Source organism: Streptomyces sp. NPDC058650 (assembly GCF_042717315.1).
Classification (GTDB): Bacteria; Actinomycetota; Actinomycetes; order Streptomycetales; family Streptomycetaceae; genus Streptomyces.
In genome coordinates, this window is sequence record NZ_JBHXRL010000001.1 from 151,619 (window position 1) to 169,120 (window position 17,502).

Sequence of the window (17,502 nt, forward strand, 5' to 3'; positions counted from 1 at the left end):
ACATCCGGACGAGCCTGTGACGAAGGCGGGGCGGGGGCCACCGGCCCCCGCCCCGCCTTCGTCACAGACCGCGCCGGCCGCGCCTACTCCGGCTGCGCGGCCGCCGTCTTCTTGGCCGCGGTCGTCTTCTTCGCCGCCGTGGTCTTCTTCGCGGCGGTCTTCTTCGCGGCCGTCGTCTTGGCGGCGGTGGTCTTCTTCGCCGCCGTCTTCGTGGCCGTCTTCGTGGCCGTCTTCTTCGCCGTCGTGGCCTTCTTCGCCGGCGCCTTCTTGGCGACCTTCTTCGCCGGTCCCTTGGCCCGCTTCTCCGCGAGGAGCTCGTAACCGCGCTCCGGCGTGATCGTCTCCACGCTGTCGTCGGTCCGCAGGGTGGCGTTGGTCTCGCCGTCCGTCACGTACGGGCCGAAGCGCCCGTCCTTGACGACCACGGGCTTCTCGCTGACCGGGTCGGTGCCCAGCTCCTTCAGCGGCGGCTTGGCCGCCGCCCGGCCGCGCTGCTTCGGCTGCGCGTAGATCGCGAGCGCCTCTTCGAGCGTGATCGAGAAGAGCTGCTCCTCGTCGGTGAGCGACCGCGAGTCCGTGCCCTTCTTCAGGTACGGGCCGTAGCGGCCGTTCTGCGCGGTGATCTCGACGCCCTCGGCGTCCGCGCCGACGACCCGCGGCAGGGACATCAGCCGGAGCGCGTCCTCCAGGGTGACGGTGTCGAGCGCCATCGACTTGAAGAGGGAGGCCGTGCGCGGCTTCACCGCGTTCTTGCCGGTCTTCGGGGTGCCCTCGGGCAGGATCTCCGTGACGTACGGGCCGTAGCGGCCGTCCTTCGCCACGATCTGGTTGCCGCTGACCGGGTCGGCGCCCAGCTCGAAGTCGCCGCTCGGCTTGGCGAGCAGCTCCTCGGCGTGCTCGACGGTGAGCTCGTCGGGCGCGAGGTCCTCGGGGACGTCGGCGCGCTGGTGGCCCTCCGCGTCCTTCTCGCCGCGCTCGACGTACGGGCCGTAGCGGCCGACGCGCAGCACGATGTCGTTGCCGACGGGGAAGGAGGAGATCTCCCGGGCGTCGATCGCGCCGAGGTCGGTGACGAGCTCCTTGAGGCCGCCGAGGTGGTCGCCGTCGCCGTTCCCGGCGTCCGCCGCGCCACCCTCGCCCGTGCCTCCGCCCTGACCGAAGTAGAAGCGCTTCAGCCACGGCACGGACTTGGCCTCGCCCCGCGCGATGCGGTCGAGGTCGTCCTCCATCCGCGCGGTGAAGTCGTAGTCGACGAGCCGCCCGAAGTGCGTCTCCAGAAGGTTGACGACGGCGAAGCTCAGGAAGGACGGCACGAGCGCCGTGCCCTTCTTGAAGACGTAGCCGCGGTCGAGGATGGTGCCGATGATCGACGCGTACGTCGACGGGCGGCCGATCTCGCGCTCTTCGAGCTCCTTGACCAGCGAGGCCTCGGTGTAGCGGGCCGGCGGCTTCGTCGCGTGACCGTCCGCCGTGATCTCCTCGGCGGTCAGCGCGTCGCCCTGGGCGACCTGCGGCAGGCGCCGCTCGCGGTCGTCGAGCTCCGCGTTCGGGTCGTCGGCGCCTTCGACGTACGCCTTCATGAAGCCGTGGAAGGTGATCGTCTTGCCGGAGGCGCTGAACTCGGCGTCCCGGCCGTCGGAGGCCCGGCCGCCGATCTTGACGGTGACCGAGTTACCGGTGGCGTCCTTCATCTGGGAGGCGACGGTCCGCTTCCAGATCAGCTCGTAGAGCCGGAACTGGTCGCCGGTCAGGCCGGTCTCCGCGGGGGTGCGGAAACGATCACCCGAAGGGCGAATCGCCTCGTGCGCCTCCTGCGCGTTCTTGACCTTGCCCGCGTAGACGCGGGGCTTCTCCGGCAGGTAGTCGGCGCCGTACAACTGCGTGACCTGCGCCCGGGCCGCCACGACGGCGGTGTCGGACAGGGTCGTGGAGTCCGTACGCATATAGGTGATGAAGCCGTTCTCGTACAGCTTCTGCGCCACCTGCATGGTCGCCTTCGCACCGAAGCCCAGCTTGCGGCTCGCCTCCTGCTGGAGGGTCGTGGTGCGGAAGGGGGCGTACGGGGAGCGGCGGTACGGCTTCGACTCGACCGACCGCACGGAGAACGCGGTGTCGGCGAGAGCGGCGGCCAGGGCGCGCGCGTTCGCCTCGTCCAGGTGGAGCACGCTGTCGGACTTCATCCGCCCGTCGGCGCCGAAGTCACGGCCCTGGGCGACGCGCTTGCCGTCGACCGTGTTCAGCCGGGCGACCAGCGAGGACGGGTCGGACGCGTCGCCGGAGCGGCCGGTGCCGAAGGTGCCGGTGAGGTCCCAGTACTCGGCGGAGCGGAAGGCGATGCGCTCGCGCTCCCGCTCGACGACGAGCCGGGTGGCGACGGACTGCACGCGGCCTGCCGACAGCTTCGGCATGACCTTCTTCCACAGGACCGGCGAGACCTCGTAGCCGTACAGCCGGTCGAGGATGCGGCGGGTCTCCTGGGCGTCGACCATGCGCTGGTTGAGCTCACGCGGGTTGGCGACGGCCTCGCGGATGGCGTCCTTGGTGATCTCGTGGAAGACCATCCGGTGGACGGGGACCTTGGGCTTCAGGACTTCCTGGAGGTGCCACGCGATGGCTTCGCCCTCGCGGTCCTCATCGGTGGCGAGGAAGAGCTCGTCGGACTCGGCGAGCAGCTCCTTGAGCTTCCTGACCTGCGCCTTCTTGTCGGCGTTGACGACATAGATGGGCTGGAAGTCATGCTCGACGTCGACTCCGAGGCGGCGCACCTCGCCGGTGTACTTCTCCGGCACCTCGGCCGCGCCGCTGGGCAGGTCGCGGATGTGCCCGACGCTCGCCTCGACGACGTAGCCAGGGCCGAGGTAGCCCTTGATCGTCTTCGCCTTGGCGGGCGACTCGACGATGACGAGTCGGCGGCCGCCGTGTGCGGTCTCGCTGGTCGGGGACAACTTCGCTCTTCTCTCCGGATCGACACTCTCTGGCACGTACGGCAGCGGCACGCACGGCAGCGGCACGGACGGTGACGCTCCCGTCGCTGCGGAGTGTGACGGTACAACCCGCCCCCGTGTCAAACGGCGAAAGCCCGCAACGGCCACTCGAACGGTAACCCGAGTCCTGGCCTTCCTGCCGCCCGGACTCCCGGTCGGGCGGGGCGGATGGACGCGCCGGAGCGTCGGAGCGGGACCGAGAGAGACCCCGAAGAGACCCGGCTCGGGACCCCGGAGCGGGACCCGAGAGGGACGGGAGAGGGACCCGGAGCGAGATGCGGAGCGGGATGCGGAGCGAGATTCAGAGCCTGCCGAAGCACCAGACGCCGAGGAGGAGGAAGGCGGTGCCGAAGAGGCTCGTGAACGCCAGGGCCGTCCGCGGGGCGACCCCGTACGCCACCGGCTCACGGTGCAGCGTCCGCACCGTCGTCCACAGCAGCAGCGCGGCCCCGAACAGCGTGAACGCCGCTCCCGCGAAGATCGCCGGCCCGCTCTCCATGCCCGTACCCCGTTCCGTCCACGTGCGGTGATCGTCTCCCGCAGCCGAGGCTGACACCTCCGGGCATCGTGGGCGCGAATTCCGGGTGAACGACGCGGACCGTCCCGTACGGTTTCACGAAGATGGCCGGTAGTGACCCACTCCTCACTCCCTCTCTTCCGTCACATCGTGTCGAGCGTGGCCCGGCGTCGGCTGCCGCGCTCGAAGACGGCGAGCAGGACGACGGCGAGCAACCCCCAGCCGGCGCCCACCGCGAGCTCGGTCCCGAGCAGGGCCCCGTCCAGGCCGCCACCCGCGGTCAGCCGCCGCGCCGCGTCCGCCGCGTGCGTCAGCGGCAGCAGCTCACCGGCGAACCGCATCCACTCCGGCAGCGACTCCCGGGGCACGGCGGCGCCCGTCAGGAGGAGCAGCCCCGAACTCGCCACGTTGGACACCAGGAAGACGTCGCGGAAGCGGAGCCCGAGCGCGCCCAGCGCGAGCCCGAAGGCCGAGCAGGCACCGGCCGCGGCGAGCAGCACCAGAGCGAGCCCGGGCAGCGCCCCGGCGGGCACGGGCAGCCCGAGGACGAGCGCGGCGGCGGTCAGCACGAAACCGCTGACGAACAGCCCGTTGAGGACGTACGGGAGGGCGCGCCCGATCCAGAGCGGGACCCGGTGCCGGGGCGAGAGCAGGACGGCGCCGAGCGTGCCGTACCGGCGCTCGTTGGCGACGGCCATCGTGCCGCCGTACACGCAGGAGGCGGAAGCTGCGAGAACGGCGTTGCCTACGAGATGGAAACGGTCGTCGGCGACGCCCAGTTCCCGGCCGAGGAAGACGAAGAAGAAAACCTGGAGAAGCGGCCCCACCAGCAGGGTTCCGATGAACATCGGCGGGGTCGTCCAGTTGAAGAGCGCCCGGTAGGAGATCGCCCCGCCGACGACGACGAGCCGGGCGGTGCCGGGGAAACGGAACATCTCTGTCTGGCCTTTCAGGTGAGGGCGAGGGTGGCGGCGGCGCGCGCCCGGCGCTCCACCCGCCCGAGGACGAGGACGGCGGCCAGGGCGTAACCGGCCCCGAGCGCGACGGCGGCGAGCAGCGGCGTGACCACGTCCCCGCCGGAGGTCGCCGCGTGCACGGCCCGCGCGCCCCACGTGGTGGGCAGCGCCCAGGACAGCGGGTGCGTCCAGGCGGGCAGCACGGTGACCGGCACGAGGAGCCCGGACAGCAGCCAGACGGGCGTGTCCAGCGGGTTGGCCAGGGCGTTGGCGTTGCGCAGCAGGACGAAGGTGGCGGCGAGGAGGAGCCCCATCATGCCGAGCGCGAGGACGCACACGGGCACGGCGAGCAGGAAGAGCAGCGGGTGCGCGAAGTCGAGCGGGACGCCGAAGAGGACCACGCCCCACAGGACCGTCGCACCCATCGCGTACGTGCCGATGACGGCGGTCGCGAGGGTGATCGGGAGCAGGACGAGCGCGAGCGGCGCGGGCGCCACGACCAGGGTCTCCAGCGTGCCGAGCCAGCGCTGGTTCTGCACGGCGCCGCCCGAACCGAAGAGCACCGAGCCCCAGATGCCCATCAGTCCGGCGCCGACGGAGGCGGTGAGCAGCCGGTCGGGGTCGCCCGCGGCCCGGAACAGGTAGACGGCGAGGGTCGCGTAGACGAGCGGGACGAGGACGGCGAAGGTGATCTCGATCGGGGAGCGCGACATGTACGAGACATGGGTGCGGACGCCGACGAGGATCAGCCGCGGGACGCGCCTCATACGGTCAGCTCCTCGGGCACGCCGTGGGCAGCCTCAGCGGCGCCCGAACCGTCCTTCGAGGACGCCTCCTCCACGATCGCGATGTAGGCGTCCTCCAGGGACGGTTCGCGGCTCGTGACCCGGCCGATCCGTACGCCGTCGAGGGCGTTCAGCACGGGCCCGTGCAGCTCGGCGGAGGACCGGCCGGTCTGCACGGTGACGATCTGCCGTGCGCCCCGGTCCTCGACCGACGTGCCCCGCACCCCGGCGAGGCGGCGCACCCGGTCGAGCCGCTCCTCGTCCACCCCGTACGCCTCGATCTCCAGCACGTCCCTGCCCCGCACGCGGGACTTGAGGCTCTCGGGCGTGCCGAGAGCGCAGATCCGGCCACCCGCGATCACGGCGATCCGGCCACAGAGCTCGTCGGCCTCGGCCATGTAGTGGGTGGTGAGCAGGACGGTGGTGCCGGCCGCGGACAGGTCGGCGACCGTGCGGCGCAGGTCGCGGGCGGCGACGGGGTCGACGCCGATGGACGGCTCGTCGAGGAAGAGCACGTCGGGGCGGTGGAGGAGGCCCCGGGCGATGTGGAGGCGCTGCCGCATGCCGCGCGAGTACCCCTCGACGCGCTCCTTCTCCCGGCCCACGAGGCCGACCAGGTCGAGGAGTTCGGCGATGCGCCGCTTCTGGTCGCGGGCCTCGACGCCGTACAGCTCGGCGAAGTAGCGGAGGTTGTCGAGCGCGGAGAGCCGGTCGTACAGGCCGCGGTCGCCGCCGAAGACGTACCCGATCCTGCGGCGTACGGCGACGGGGTCGCGGGCCACGTCGTGGCCGAACACCCGGGCCGTGCCGGAGGTGGGCAGGAGCAGGGTGTTGAGCATCTTGATGGTGGTGGTCTTCCCGGCGCCGTTGGGGCCGAGCAGGCCGAACAGCTCCCCCGGCGCCACCTCGAAGGTGACCCCGCGCACGGCCTCGGTCTCGGTCCGCCGGGGCTTCAGCCACCCGGTCCTGCTGGTGTAGGTGCGGCGCAGCGCGTCCGCCTCGATTGCGAGCATGCGGCGGACGGTAGAAGCCCGCGGCGGGGCCGGGCCATCGATTCGGGAGCCCCCGAATCGTCGTTCCGGCCTCGCGTCCGTCCCTCAGGCGACCGCGTGCAGCACGCCCTCCCCGGCGAGCAGCGCGAGCAGCGAACGGCCGGTGTCCGTGAGCTGGTAGTACACCGAGCGTCCGACGCGGTGCCGCGTGACGATCCCGGCCTCCGAGAGCACCGACAGGTGCTCGGAGACGGTGCTCGGCGCGAGGCCGAGCCGGTCGGCGAGCCCCGCCGTGGTGAGCGGCCCGCCCAGCTCGCGCAGGACCGCCGCGCGGCCCCGGCCGAGCATCAGGCCGAGCCGGTCCTCGGCGACGGGCTCGGGCGGTTCGCGCAGGGCGGCGGCGCCCCGGGCCTGGAAGCTGAGCGCGAACACCTCGGGGTCGTCCGTCGAGTACTGCCGGCAGCCCTCGGCGAAGACCAGCGGCACGAGCACGAGACGCCGCTCCCCGGGCGCGTACTCCGCGTCGATGTGCTTGGTCAGTTCGAGTACGGGGGGCTGCCACCGCCCCCGCGTCTCCAGGCCCGCGAACAGCGCGTCGACGCCCTCCGTCGCGAACGTCCTGGCCCGGACGAGCACTTCGTCCTCGACGAGCCGCCGCATCGTCGGCCAGTACGGCTCGATCGCGCCCTCCCAGTAGGCCGCGTACGCGTCGGCGAGCGCCGCGCAGGCCGCCTCCGGGTCCTTCAGGTAGGGCTTCGCGAAGGGCTCGTCGGCCATGCCGGGATAGCAGACGTCCACCTGGGCGCGGACGAACTCCGGGTCGGTGGCCCGCAGCGCGGCCAGCTCCTCGTGGACGCTGACCGTGCCGAACGGCCGGGGCAGCAGGAAGTCGGAGACCTCGCCCCGCCCCTCGGCGAACAGGTCCCACAGCGGGCGGAGCCGGTCGTCCTCCCGCCACACCTCGCGCGCCTGCCCGACCCACTCCTGGTACGGCCAGGACGGGTGGCGGTGCGGCAGCGCGAGGTGCATCGAGCAGAACGCGTCCCGGAGCGGGCTGATCGCGATCCGGGTCGCCCCGAGCGAGGCCTCGTCCAGCTCGATCCGTATCAAGCGCGGCTCTCCTCGCCGAAGGAGGCGTCCCCCTCCTCGCCGGCGGGCAGCAGGAAGCCCTCCTCGACGAGCAGCCGGATCGCCTGCGGGGTGCGGTCCCGCAGTATGACCGGGTCCTCCCCCATCAGCTGCCCGATCGCGTCGAGGATGCGGCCGGCGCTGAGGGTGCCGTCGCACACGCCGGCGAACCCGGCGCCGACGTGGTCGACCTTGGTGGCGCGGCGCATCCCGCGGTTCTGCCGGAGCACGACGTGCTCGGGGTCCTCGGCGCCCGGCAGCCCGACCTGCTCCTGCATCACCTCGGGCGCGAGCGTGAAGCGGTCGGCGAGCAGCGCGGCGTCGTCGTGGCTCCGCAGGTAGTCCTGGCGCGCGAAGTGGGCGCGGATGGTGTCGCCGAGGGGCTGCTCGACCGGGTGCGGCCACTCCTCGATCAGGATCGAGGGCTCGGCCTCGCCCGACTCCACCGCCGCGTTCCGCCGGATCGTGATCCAGCCGAAGCCGATCGCCCTGGTCTTGCGGGCCTCGAACTCGTCGAGCCAGCGCCCGTACGCCAGCCGGTACGCGTCCGGGTCGCCGCGGTGGTCCCCGCTGTCCCGCAGCCAGAGCTCCGTGTACTGGGTGACGTCCTGGACCTCGCGCTGCACGATCCAGGCGTCGCAGCCGCGCGGCACCCAGGACCGCAGCCGGTCCTGCCACTCCTCGCCGTCCACGTGCTGCCAGTTGGCGAGGAACTGGGCGTATCCGCCGTCGTTGAGCCGCTCGCCCGCCTGCTGCACGAGCGTGCGGCACAGGTCGTCGCCGCCCATCCCGCCGTCCCGGTAGGTGAGCGTGGCGCCGGGGGAGATCACGAACGGCGGGTTGGAGACGATCAGGTCGTACGTGTCGCCGTCGACGGGCTCGAAGAGCGAGCCTTCGAGCAGCTCGGCCTCCCGGGCCCCGGAGAGGGCGAGCGTGAGCCGGGTGAAGTCCAGGGCGCGCGGGTTGAGGTCGGTGGCGGTGACCAGCGTGGCGTGCTGGGCGGCGTGCAGCGCCTGGATGCCGGAACCGGTGCCGAGGTCGAGCGCGGAGGACACCGGCGTACGGACGGTGATCCCGGCGAGCGTGGTGGAGGCGCCGCCGACGCCGAGGACGACGCCCTCGGCCTTCTTCCCGATGCCCCCGGCTCCGCCGACGGCGCAGCCGAGGTCGGAGACGATGAACCAGTTCCCACCGTCCTCGCCGCCGTAGGGCCGGACGTCGACCGTGGCGAGCACGGCGTCGTCCTCGCGGACCACCCAGCCGTCGGCGAGGGCCTCGTCCAGCGGGAGCGCCGCGGCGGCCCGGTCGTGGTCGACGGCCCGCTGGAGCAGGAAGAGCCGGACGAGGGTCTCCAGCGGCGAGTCGCCGCGGGTGGCGCGCAGGGCGGGCACGGTCTCGCTGCGGGCGAGCGCCGCGTAGGCGGGGGCGCCGAGCAGGTCGAGCAGACCGTCGGCGGTGTAGTCGGCGGCGAGCAGTGCCTCGCGCAGACGGGCGGCGTGCGCGGGCACCGGGAGGCGGGGAGGCAGGCTGGTCGTACTCACGGATCCCATTGTGACGGCCGCCACCGACATCCGGGCGGCCGACCCGGCGGCAGACGAACGGTCGCTGCCGCCGGAGAACCGTGGACCTACTCCGTGGACTTCTTGGTGGGCTTGGCGGAGGCCTTCTTGCTCGGCGTCGAGGAGCCCGCATCGGCGTCCGAGCCCGCGTCCGAGCCCGAGCCCTTGTCCGAGCCCGCGGCCGCGTCCGAGCCCTTGTCCGACGAGGTCGAGCCGGGCTTCGGCGAGGCCGTGGCCGAACCGGAGGTCTTCGGCGGGACCGAGGCCGTGGGCTTCTGGCAGCCGGGCTGCTTGGCCATCGCCTGGCCGAGCTCGCCCTCCTCCAGCTTGGCCAGCGCCGCCTGGTCCATCTTCTCGATCTTGGTCAGTCCGTCGGCGACGTCCTGAAGGCCGTCCGCGAACTTCTGCTGGTTGCTCGGGTCCAGCGCGTCGACTTCCTTCTTGAGCCCCTCGTAGGCCACCGCGGTGGCGTTGAGCTCCTTGATCGCGTCCTGCTGGACCTTCTGGCCGTTCTCGACGGGCGGGACCCCGGCGGCCTCGACGGCCTTGGCGAGCGCGCGGTCGGCGTCGGCGATGTCCTGGAACGCCTTCGAGTCGGCGGCCTGGATCTCGGCCGGCTTACTGTCGGCAGCCGTCGAGATGATGATCTGGTGGGCGTTGGCCCGCTTCTGGATCTGGGGCTTCGCCTGGTCGCAGAACGTCTTCGCCCAGTCCCCCACCTTGTCGCCCTCGTCATCGCTGCAACCGGACAGCGCGAGCACCAGTACCGCGCCGCCGGACAGCGCGGCCGCAAGCTTCTTGTTCACCGGATCGGTCCCTTCCAAGGCTCTCGGCCCCGGAACATACACGCCGAACGGGCTACTTCCACCTTTCGTGGGAGGGATTCATCCCACATTGCAGTCGTTTGAACCAAGGGAGAGGGTCCCTCGGACATCTCCTGTGCCCGGGAAATGAGACGGACGACACGTCAGGAGACGGTCACCGAACGCCGCTTGGAGACCCGGACCGCGACGACCACGACGAGGACCGCGAGCCCCGCGACCGCCGCCCTCACCCAGTCGCTGGCGTCGTCCCCGTAACCGAACTTCACGACCGCGGGGGCGATCAGCAGCGCGACCAGGTTCATCACCTTCAGGAGCGGGTTGATCGCCGGTCCCGCCGTGTCCTTGAAGGGGTCGCCGACCGTGTCCCCGATGACGGTCGCCGCGTGCGCCTCGCTGCCCTTGCCGCCGTGGTTTCCGTCCTCGACCAGCTTCTTCGCGTTGTCCCACGCACCACCGGAGTTGGCGAGGAAGACCGCCATCAGGGCGCCCGTGCCGATCGCTCCGGCGAGGTACGAGCCGAGCGGTCCGACACCGAGCGCGAAGCCGACCGCGATCGGGGCCGTCACGGCGAGCAGCCCGGGCGTGGCGAGTTCGCGCAGCGCGTCCCTGGTGCAGATGTCGACGACCCGCCCGTACTCCGGCTTCTCGGTGTACGTCATGATCCCGGGGTGCTCGCGGAACTGCCGCCGCACCTCGTGGACCACCGAACCGGCCGACCGGGACACCGCGTTGATCGCGAGCCCCGAGAAGAGGAAGACGACCGACGCGCCGAGGATCAGCCCGAAGAGGTTGTTGGGCTGCGAGATGTCCATCGAGAGCGTCAGGACGTCCGCCGCCCCGCCGATCGCGCGGACCCCGCCGGCCTCGGCGACCGCTGTCTCGATGGCGTCCCGGTACGAGCCGAAGAGCGCCGCGGCCGCCAGGACGGCAGTGGCGATGGCGATGCCCTTGGTGATGGCCTTGGTCGTGTTGCCCACGGCGTCGAGGTCGGTGAGGACCTGCGCGCCCGCGCCCCGGACGTCCCCGGACATCTCCGCGATGCCCTGCGCGTTGTCGGAGACCGGGCCGAAGGTGTCCATGGCGACGATCACGCCGACGGTGGTGAGCAGACCCGTCCCGGCGAGGGCGACCGCGAACAGCGCCAGCATGATCGAGGCGCCGCCGAGCAGGAACGCCCCGTACACCGCCAGCCCGATCAGCAGGGCCGTGTAGACGGCGGACTCCAGGCCGAGGGCGACGCCCGCGAGGACGACGGTGGCGGGTCCGGTGAGCGAGGACTTGCCGATGTCCCGGACGGGCCGCCGGCCGGTCTCGGTGAAGTAGCCGGTGAGCTGCTGGATGAGCGCGGCGAGCACGATGCCGATGGCGACCGCGACGAGGGCGAGGACCCGCGGGTCGCCGGCGTGGTCGTTGATGCCGGGCTCGGTGACGCCTTCCAGCTCGGCGTACGAGGACGGCAGGTACGTGAAGGCGGCGACGGCGACCAGCAGGAGCGAGATCGTCGCCGAGAGGAAGAAGCCCCGGTTGATGGCGTTCATCCCGCTGCGGTCGGCGCGCCGCGGAGCGACCGCGAAGATGCCGATCACCGCCGTGACCACGCCGATCGCCGGCACGATCAGCGGGAACGCGAGGCCGTGGTCGCCGAAGGCGGCCATGCCGAGGATGAGCGCCGCGACCAGCGTCACCGCGTACGACTCGAAGAGGTCGGCGGCCATGCCGGCGCAGTCGCCGACGTTGTCGCCCACGTTGTCGGCGATGGTGGCGGCGTTGCGCGCGTCGTCCTCGGGAATGCCCTGCTCGACCTTGCCGACCAGGTCGGCGCCGACGTCGGCGGCCTTGGTGAAGATGCCGCCGCCCACCCTCATGAACATCGCGATGAGCGCGGCACCGAGTCCGAAACCCTCCAGGACCTTCGGCGCGTCGGCGGCGTAGACGAGGACGACGCAGGAGGCTCCGAGCAGTCCGAGGCCGACGGTGAACATGCCGACGACCCCGCCCGTACGGAAGGCGATCCGCATGGCCCGGTGCGCGACCTCGGTGAGGTTCTTCTCGGGTTCGCCCGGCGCCGGGGTGGCCTCCCTGGCCGCCGCGGCGACCCGCACGTTCGCCCGGACGGCGAGGCGCATGCCGACGTATCCGGTGGACGCCGAGAAGAGCGCCCCGACCAGGAAGAACAGGGACCGTCCCGCGCGCTGCGACCAGTCGTCGGCGGGCAGCAGCATCAGCAGGAAGAACACGGCGACCGCGAAGACGGCGAGGGTGCGCAGCTGCCGCGCGAGATAGGCGTTGGCGCCCTCCTGCACGGCGGCGGCGATCTCCTTCATCTTCTCGGTGCCCTCGCCGGCCGCGAGCACCTGGCGGACGAGGATCTGGGCGACGACCAGCGCGCCGAGGGCGACGGCCGCGACGACGACCACGATCGTCCGGTTCCCGCTCGTGAGCACCGCCGCGGCGAGCGAAGAAGTGGGGTCCATGGAGACGGATCATAAGGAGACGAACCCGTGCAAACGGGGACCCTGCGGAGCCACCGCGCGGATGCACCAATCCAGGCGGCCGCCGAGGCGGCGAGGGAAACGAGAAGAGGCCCTGCTCAGGGCAGGGCCTCTTCTCGTCGCGCTTGTACCGGTCGGGCGATGTCAGGACAGGACGTCCGCCGGGCTGGTCGGCCAGCTCATGCGGATGGTGCCGCCGTCCTCGCCGGCGCTCACCTCGACGTCGTCGACGAGCCCGCGGATCACCGCGAGACCCATCTCGTCCTCGCCGTCGGCGTCATCGAAGTCATCGGCCGGAGCCGAGGACCGCGCACCGGGCACTCCGGCGGCATCCGCCGCCGCCACGCCCGCGCCCGGCACCTCGTCGCCGACCTCGATGGAGAACGCCTTTTCCTCTTCGGTCAGCACGACCCTGATGGGGGTCGTGACGCCGTTGCTGCGATGCAGCCCGACCGCACGGGAACAGGCCTCACCGACGGCGAGACGCACCTCGTCGAGGACCGCCTCGTCCACTCCGGCCCTGCGGGCGACCGCGGCCGCCACCAGGCGAGCCGTACGGACGTGCTCGGGCTGAGCGCTGAATCGGAGTTCAACGGTGGCCATGCGATCCCCCTCGGTCAGTCGACCGCGTTGACGGCCTCGTCGACCGACGTGTGGATCGGGAACACCTTGGTGAGCCCCGTGATCCGGAAGATCTTCAGAATGCGCTCCTGGTTGCAGACCAGACGCAGCGAGCCCTCATGCGCGCGGACGCGCTTGAGCCCACCGACGAGCACACCCAGGCCGGTGGAGTCGAGGAAGTCCACGCCCTCCATGTCGACAACCAGGTGGTAGCTGCCGTCGTTCACCAACTCGACCAACTGCTCGCGCAGCTTGGGCGCGGTATACACATCAATCTCGCCACCGACCTCGACGACCGTACGGTCGCCACCAGCGCCGGACACATTGCGAGTCGACAGGGACAGGTCCACGGATCCTCCAGCACCTTGCTATCGGGCGATCGCCCCCTCGGGCCTCCCAGGCGGAGCCAGGGAACTGATCGCCAGCCGCAATGGCATTCAATCACTTACCGGCAGCCATGCACGACGCCTTGGAAGCATTGTCCGTCCTGGCAGTGACACACTCGGTGCCGATGGCCAAGAATCAACGCCCCCGTCGTCCAGCCGGGGACACGGGCAGTCGCCCCTCCCCCGGCATGGTCCTCGACCGGCTCTCCGCAGGCGAGAGTCGGGCCGCGCGCATCACTCATACGGAGCACATGCCCGCCCGGGAGGGCCGTCATGCCGTCTGGCCGCACCTCATCCGTCCCGAGGTGATCAGCGCCATCCAAGCGGCCGGGATCGAGCACCCGTGGGCGCACCAGGCGGAGGCCGCCGAGCGCGCCCTGAACGGCGATTCAGTGGTGATCGCCACAGGAACCGCCTCGGGCAAGTCGCTCGCCTACCTCGCCCCGGTCCTGACGACCCTCCTGGACGGCGCGGAGGCCCCCAACGGACGCGGGGCCACCGCCCTCTACCTCTCGCCCACCAAGGCCCTCGCCGCCGACCAGCGCCGCGCCGTACGGGAACTGGCCGGCCCGCTCGGCACCCGGATCCGCCCCGCCGTCTACGACGGCGACACGCCGGTCGAGGAGCGCGAGTGGGTCCGCCAGTACGCGAACTACGTGCTGACCAACCCCGACATGCTGCACCGGGGCATACTCCCCTCCCACCCCAGGTGGTCCTCCTTCCTGCGCGCCCTGCGCTACGTCGTGATCGACGAGTGCCACACCTACCGGGGCGTCTTCGGCTCCCACGTCGCCCAGGTGGTGCGCCGCCTGCGCCGGATCTGCGCCCGGTACGGCTCCGATCCCGTCTTCCTCCTCGCCTCGGCCACCTCCGCCGAACCGGCCCTGGCCGCCGGCCGCCTCACCGGACTGCCGGTCACCGAGATCTCCGACGACGCCTCCCCGCGTGGCGAACTGGTCTTCGCCCTGTGGGAGCCGCCGCTCACCGAGCTCCACGGCGAGCGCGGCGCGCCCGTGCGCCGCACCGCCACCGCCGAGACCGCCGACCTGCTGACCGACCTGACCCGCCAGGGCGTGCGGTCGGTCGCCTTCGTCCGCTCCCGGCGCGGCGCCGAACTGATCGCGGTGATCGCCCAGGAACGGCTCGCCGAGACCGACCGCGCCCTGGCCCGCCGGGTCGCCGCCTACCGGGGCGGCTACCTGCCCGAGGAGCGCCGCGCCCTGGAACGGGCCCTGCACTCGGGCGAGCTCCTCGGCCTGGCCGCCACGACCGCCCTGGAGCTGGGCGTGGACGTCTCCGGCCTGGACGCCGTCGTGATCGCCGGCTATCCGGGCACCCGGGCCTCCCTGTGGCAGCAGGCGGGCCGCGCCGGCCGCTCGGGCGAGGGCGCCCTCGCGATCCTCGTCGCCCGGGACGACCCGCTGGACACCTTCCTGGTCCACCACCCGGAGGCGATCTTCGAACAGCCGGTCGAGTCGACCGTCCTCGACCCCGACAACCCCTACGTCCTCGCCCCCCATCTGTGCGCCGCCGCCGCGGAGCTCCCGCTGACCGACCCGGACCTGACGCTCTTCGGCCCGGCCGCGCCCGGCCTGATGCCCCAGCTGGAGGGTGCCGGACTGCTGCGCCGCCGCTCCACCGGCTGGTACTGGACCCGCCGCGAGCGGGCGGCCGACCTCACCGACATCCGGGGCGGCGGCGGCAGCCCCGTCCGGATCGTGGAGGCCGGCACCGGCCGCCTGCTCGGCACGGTCGACGAGGCCGCCTCGCACACCGCCGTCCACGAGGGCGCAGTCCACCTCCACCAGGGCCGCACCTATCTGGTGCGGGAGCTCGACCTGAAGGACTCCGTGGCCCTCGTTGAGGAGGCCGTCCCCCCGTACTCCACCACCGCCCGCGACACCACCTCCGTCTCCGTCCTCGAAACCGACACCGAGATCCCCTGGGGAGCCGGCCGCCTCTGCTACGGCTCCGTCGAGGTCACCAACCAGGTCGTCTCCTTCCTGCGCCGCCGCCTGATCACCGGCGAGGTGCTCGGCGAGACCAAGCTCGACCTGCCGCCCCGCACCCTGCGCACCCGGGCCGTGTGGTGGACGGTCACCGAGGACCAGCTCGACGCCGCCCGGATCAACCCTGAGATCCTCGGGGGCGCCCTGCACGCCGCCGAACACGCCTCCATCGGCATGCTGCCGCTCTTCGCCACCTGCGACCGCTGGGACATCGGCGGCGTCTCCGTCCCCCTCCATCCCGACACGCTGCTGCCGACCGTCTTCGTGTACGACGGCCACCCGGGCGGCGCGGGCTTCGCCGAGCGCGCCTTCCACACGGCCAGGGCCTGGCTGACCGCCACCCGCGAGGCCATCGCCTCCTGCGAGTGCGAGGCGGGCTGCCCCTCCTGCGTCCAGTCCCCGAAGTGCGGCAACGGCAACGACCCGCTGCACAAGCGCGGCGCGGTCCGACTCCTCACGGAACTGCTGCGGGAGGCCCCGGAGGCCCCGCCCGAGAGCTGACCTCCGGCCGGTACGGCCCACGCACCACCGTGGCGGTCACCTCGGCGAGTTCGCCGCGGACGGCGCACCGCAGCAGCTCGGTGCCCTGCGCGGCGGCCACCCGGGAAGCGGCGGCACACGCCTCGGCCTCGCCCCACAGGGCCCGGTCGGCCGCCGCGAGCGCGGCCAGATCGGCGGCGCCGCCGGCCCGGTGCCGGGCCGCCACCGCCTGCCCGAGCGCGAGCACCACCCCGAACACCACACACAACGCACAGGCCGCGAACGCCGCCCACACAGTCGCCGCCCCCCGATCACCCCGATCACCCCGACCAAACCGACCACCCCAGCCGCCCCGCCCGCCCTTCCGAGCTCGCCAGGCCAGCGAGGCCTGCCAGTCCCAGACGACCCGCCCGACCCACTCGGCCCGCCCGACCCGACCGGCCCGCTCGACCTGACCGGCCCGCTCGACCTGACCGACCCGCTCGACCTGACCGACCCGGCGCCCCGCCGTCATGGCGGGCTCCCGGACGACAGACCCTCGCCCACCGTGTCCTCCGCGAGGGCCGCCGCGCCCGCGCGCAAGGTCAGTCCCATGCCGCGGGGGCCCGGGGCCGCCACCTCCACCGTCACCCGCCACAGCTCCCCCGAGCGCGTCACCGACACCCGGGCGCCCTCGGGCGCGGCGGCCCGGGCGGCCCCCTCGGCGGCGGCGACCGGTTCGGAGCGGGCCGCCGCCCTGGCCCCCGCCCGCGCCGCGTCCACGCACCGGATCTGCGCGGCGGCCGCGGCCAGCGCCCAGAGCAGGGTCACCGTGAACAGTGCGAGGACGGGCAGGACCATCGCCGCCTCCACGGTCACGAACCCCCGGTCAGAACGGCGCATCGAGGGCCCGGCCGATCATCGACTCGAGCGCTCCCGAGACGGTCCCGCTCGTCACGATCTTGTAGAGCACCGCGGCGAAGGCCGCCGCGGCGATCGTGCCCACCGCGTACTCGGACGTCGTCATCCCCGCGTCGGACCGCGAGGCACGCCGCCGAGCACGCCACCACCCCCGCACAGACGCCGCCTTGCCCGCCTTACCCGCCTTGCTGTCCATGCTTGCCTTGCTCTCCATGCTCGCCGTGCTCGCCATATCGATCTCCCTGTCTCGCTTTGCCGTTGCGTTCATCGGTCCATCAGTCCCGTCGCCAGCCCGATCACCACGGGCGCCACCCCCACCGCCAGGAACGCGGGCAGGAAGCAGAGCCCCACGGGCGCGCTGATCAGCACCTGCGCCCGGCGTGCCCTCGCCGCGGCCGTCCGGGCCCGGGCGGCCCGCAGGCCGGCCGCGTGCCGGGCGACGGCGTCCGCCGCGGGCGCGCCCGAGGAACCGGCCCGTTCCATGCAGCGGGCCAGCCCTTCGGCGCCCGGTATCGCGCCGAACCTCCGCCACACCTCGGCCGGTTCACCGCCGAGCCGCAGTTCGGCCGCCGTGCGGATCAGGCGCTCGCCCAGCGGACCGCCGAGCGAGCGGCCCACGGCCTCCGCCGCCTCTCCCGGCCCAGCCCCCGCGGAGGCACAGGACGCCAACAGATCGGCCGCGAGCGGAAGGTGACGTGCCGCCACCTCGTCACCGTCGGACGACGCGGCCGGCGGCTTCCGGGCCCGCCGCCACCGCGCCCCGCAGGCCGCAAGAACCCCCGCACACAGGCCTCCGAACGCACCGAGCAGCACCCAGCCGACAAGCGCCACCGCGAGCGGCACCGCCCACCACTTCGCTCCGGTCGACC

The 17,502-nt window shown here is 72.6% G+C and carries 16 protein-coding genes; 1 reads left to right on the top strand and 15 read right to left on the bottom strand.

The window, feature by feature from the left end; genetic code table 11:
- Positions 1 to 83 precede the first annotated feature (83 nt).
- The 11 genes from topA to ACFWWU_RS00800 form a co-directional block, all read right to left on the bottom strand.
- Positions 84 to 2,945, bottom strand: a complete 2,862-nt coding sequence (topA, locus tag ACFWWU_RS00750) for a type I DNA topoisomerase (protein ID WP_384137453.1) — start codon at positions 2,943 to 2,945, stop codon at positions 84 to 86.
- 340 nt (positions 2,946 to 3,285) lie between these two features.
- Positions 3,286 to 3,483: a hypothetical protein gene (locus ACFWWU_RS00755; protein ID WP_384137455.1), complete on the bottom strand. Its 198-nt coding sequence runs from the start codon at positions 3,481 to 3,483 to the stop codon at positions 3,286 to 3,288.
- A 161-nt stretch (positions 3,484 to 3,644) separates the two neighbouring features.
- Positions 3,645 to 4,436, bottom strand: coding sequence for an ABC transporter permease (locus tag ACFWWU_RS00760; RefSeq protein WP_384137457.1), 792 nt, complete (start codon positions 4,434 to 4,436; stop codon positions 3,645 to 3,647).
- Between the two features lie 14 nt (positions 4,437 to 4,450).
- Positions 4,451 to 5,224 carry an ABC transporter permease gene (locus ACFWWU_RS00765; RefSeq protein WP_317596673.1) on the bottom strand — a complete coding sequence of 258 codons (774 nt, stop codon included), beginning with the start codon at positions 5,222 to 5,224 and terminating at the stop codon, positions 4,451 to 4,453.
- On the bottom strand, positions 5,221 to 6,255 hold the full coding sequence (locus tag ACFWWU_RS00770; RefSeq protein ID WP_384137459.1) for an ATP-binding cassette domain-containing protein: 1,035 nt from the start codon (positions 6,253 to 6,255) through the stop codon (positions 5,221 to 5,223). The genes ACFWWU_RS00765 and ACFWWU_RS00770 overlap by 4 nt, the downstream gene beginning before the upstream one ends.
- An 84-nt stretch (positions 6,256 to 6,339) precedes the next feature.
- Positions 6,340 to 7,344, bottom strand: coding sequence for an ArsR/SmtB family transcription factor (locus ACFWWU_RS00775; RefSeq protein ID WP_384137461.1), 1,005 nt, complete (start codon positions 7,342 to 7,344; stop codon positions 6,340 to 6,342).
- Positions 7,341 to 8,912 carry a methyltransferase gene (locus tag ACFWWU_RS00780; protein ID WP_384137463.1) on the bottom strand — a complete coding sequence of 524 codons (1,572 nt, stop codon included), beginning with the start codon at positions 8,910 to 8,912 and terminating at the stop codon, positions 7,341 to 7,343. Before ACFWWU_RS00780 ends, ACFWWU_RS00775 begins: the two co-directional genes overlap by 4 nt.
- Before the next feature lie 77 nt (positions 8,913 to 8,989).
- Positions 8,990 to 9,727 (bottom strand): small secreted protein, encoded by a 738-nt coding sequence (locus tag ACFWWU_RS00785; protein WP_384137464.1) that lies wholly within the window; start codon positions 9,725 to 9,727, stop codon positions 8,990 to 8,992.
- 161 nt (positions 9,728 to 9,888) lie between these two features.
- Entirely contained in the window at positions 9,889 to 12,219 is a 2,331-nt protein-coding gene (locus ACFWWU_RS00790; RefSeq protein WP_384137466.1) for a sodium-translocating pyrophosphatase, read from the bottom strand.
- 162 nt (positions 12,220 to 12,381) lie between these two features.
- The gene (locus ACFWWU_RS00795) at positions 12,382 to 12,840 is read right to left on the bottom strand and encodes an ATP-binding protein (protein WP_358471494.1); all 459 of its coding nucleotides are present in this window, start codon (positions 12,838 to 12,840) and stop codon (positions 12,382 to 12,384) included.
- A gap of 14 nt (positions 12,841 to 12,854) precedes the next feature.
- Entirely contained in the window at positions 12,855 to 13,208 is a 354-nt protein-coding gene (locus tag ACFWWU_RS00800) for an STAS domain-containing protein (protein ID WP_015034520.1), read from the bottom strand.
- Between the two features lie 80 nt (positions 13,209 to 13,288).
- Between ACFWWU_RS00800 and ACFWWU_RS00805 the strand changes: the two genes are divergently transcribed.
- The gene (locus ACFWWU_RS00805) at positions 13,289 to 15,754 is read left to right on the top strand and encodes a DEAD/DEAH box helicase (RefSeq protein WP_384137469.1); all 2,466 of its coding nucleotides are present in this window, start codon (positions 13,289 to 13,291) and stop codon (positions 15,752 to 15,754) included.
- Here the strand turns inward: ACFWWU_RS00805 and ACFWWU_RS00810 are convergent.
- From ACFWWU_RS00810 to ACFWWU_RS00825, 4 genes are all read right to left on the bottom strand, one after another.
- Positions 15,708 to 16,028: an Rv3654c family TadE-like protein gene (locus ACFWWU_RS00810; RefSeq protein WP_384138374.1), complete on the bottom strand. Its 321-nt coding sequence runs from the start codon at positions 16,026 to 16,028 to the stop codon at positions 15,708 to 15,710. The two genes, ACFWWU_RS00805 and ACFWWU_RS00810, sit on opposite strands and share 47 nt — an antisense overlap.
- 215 nt (positions 16,029 to 16,243) lie before the next feature.
- On the bottom strand, positions 16,244 to 16,615 hold the full coding sequence (locus ACFWWU_RS00815) for a TadE family type IV pilus minor pilin (protein ID WP_384137471.1): 372 nt from the start codon (positions 16,613 to 16,615) through the stop codon (positions 16,244 to 16,246).
- A complete protein-coding gene (locus ACFWWU_RS00820; protein ID WP_384138377.1) occupies positions 16,602 to 16,829 on the bottom strand; it encodes a DUF4244 domain-containing protein in 228 nt (75 codons plus the stop codon). The genes ACFWWU_RS00815 and ACFWWU_RS00820 overlap by 14 nt, the downstream gene beginning before the upstream one ends.
- Positions 16,830 to 16,897: 68 nt before the next feature.
- Positions 16,898 to 17,338 (bottom strand): type II secretion system F family protein, encoded by a 441-nt coding sequence (locus tag ACFWWU_RS00825; protein WP_384137473.1) that lies wholly within the window; start codon positions 17,336 to 17,338, stop codon positions 16,898 to 16,900.
- Positions 17,339 to 17,502 lie beyond the last annotated feature (164 nt).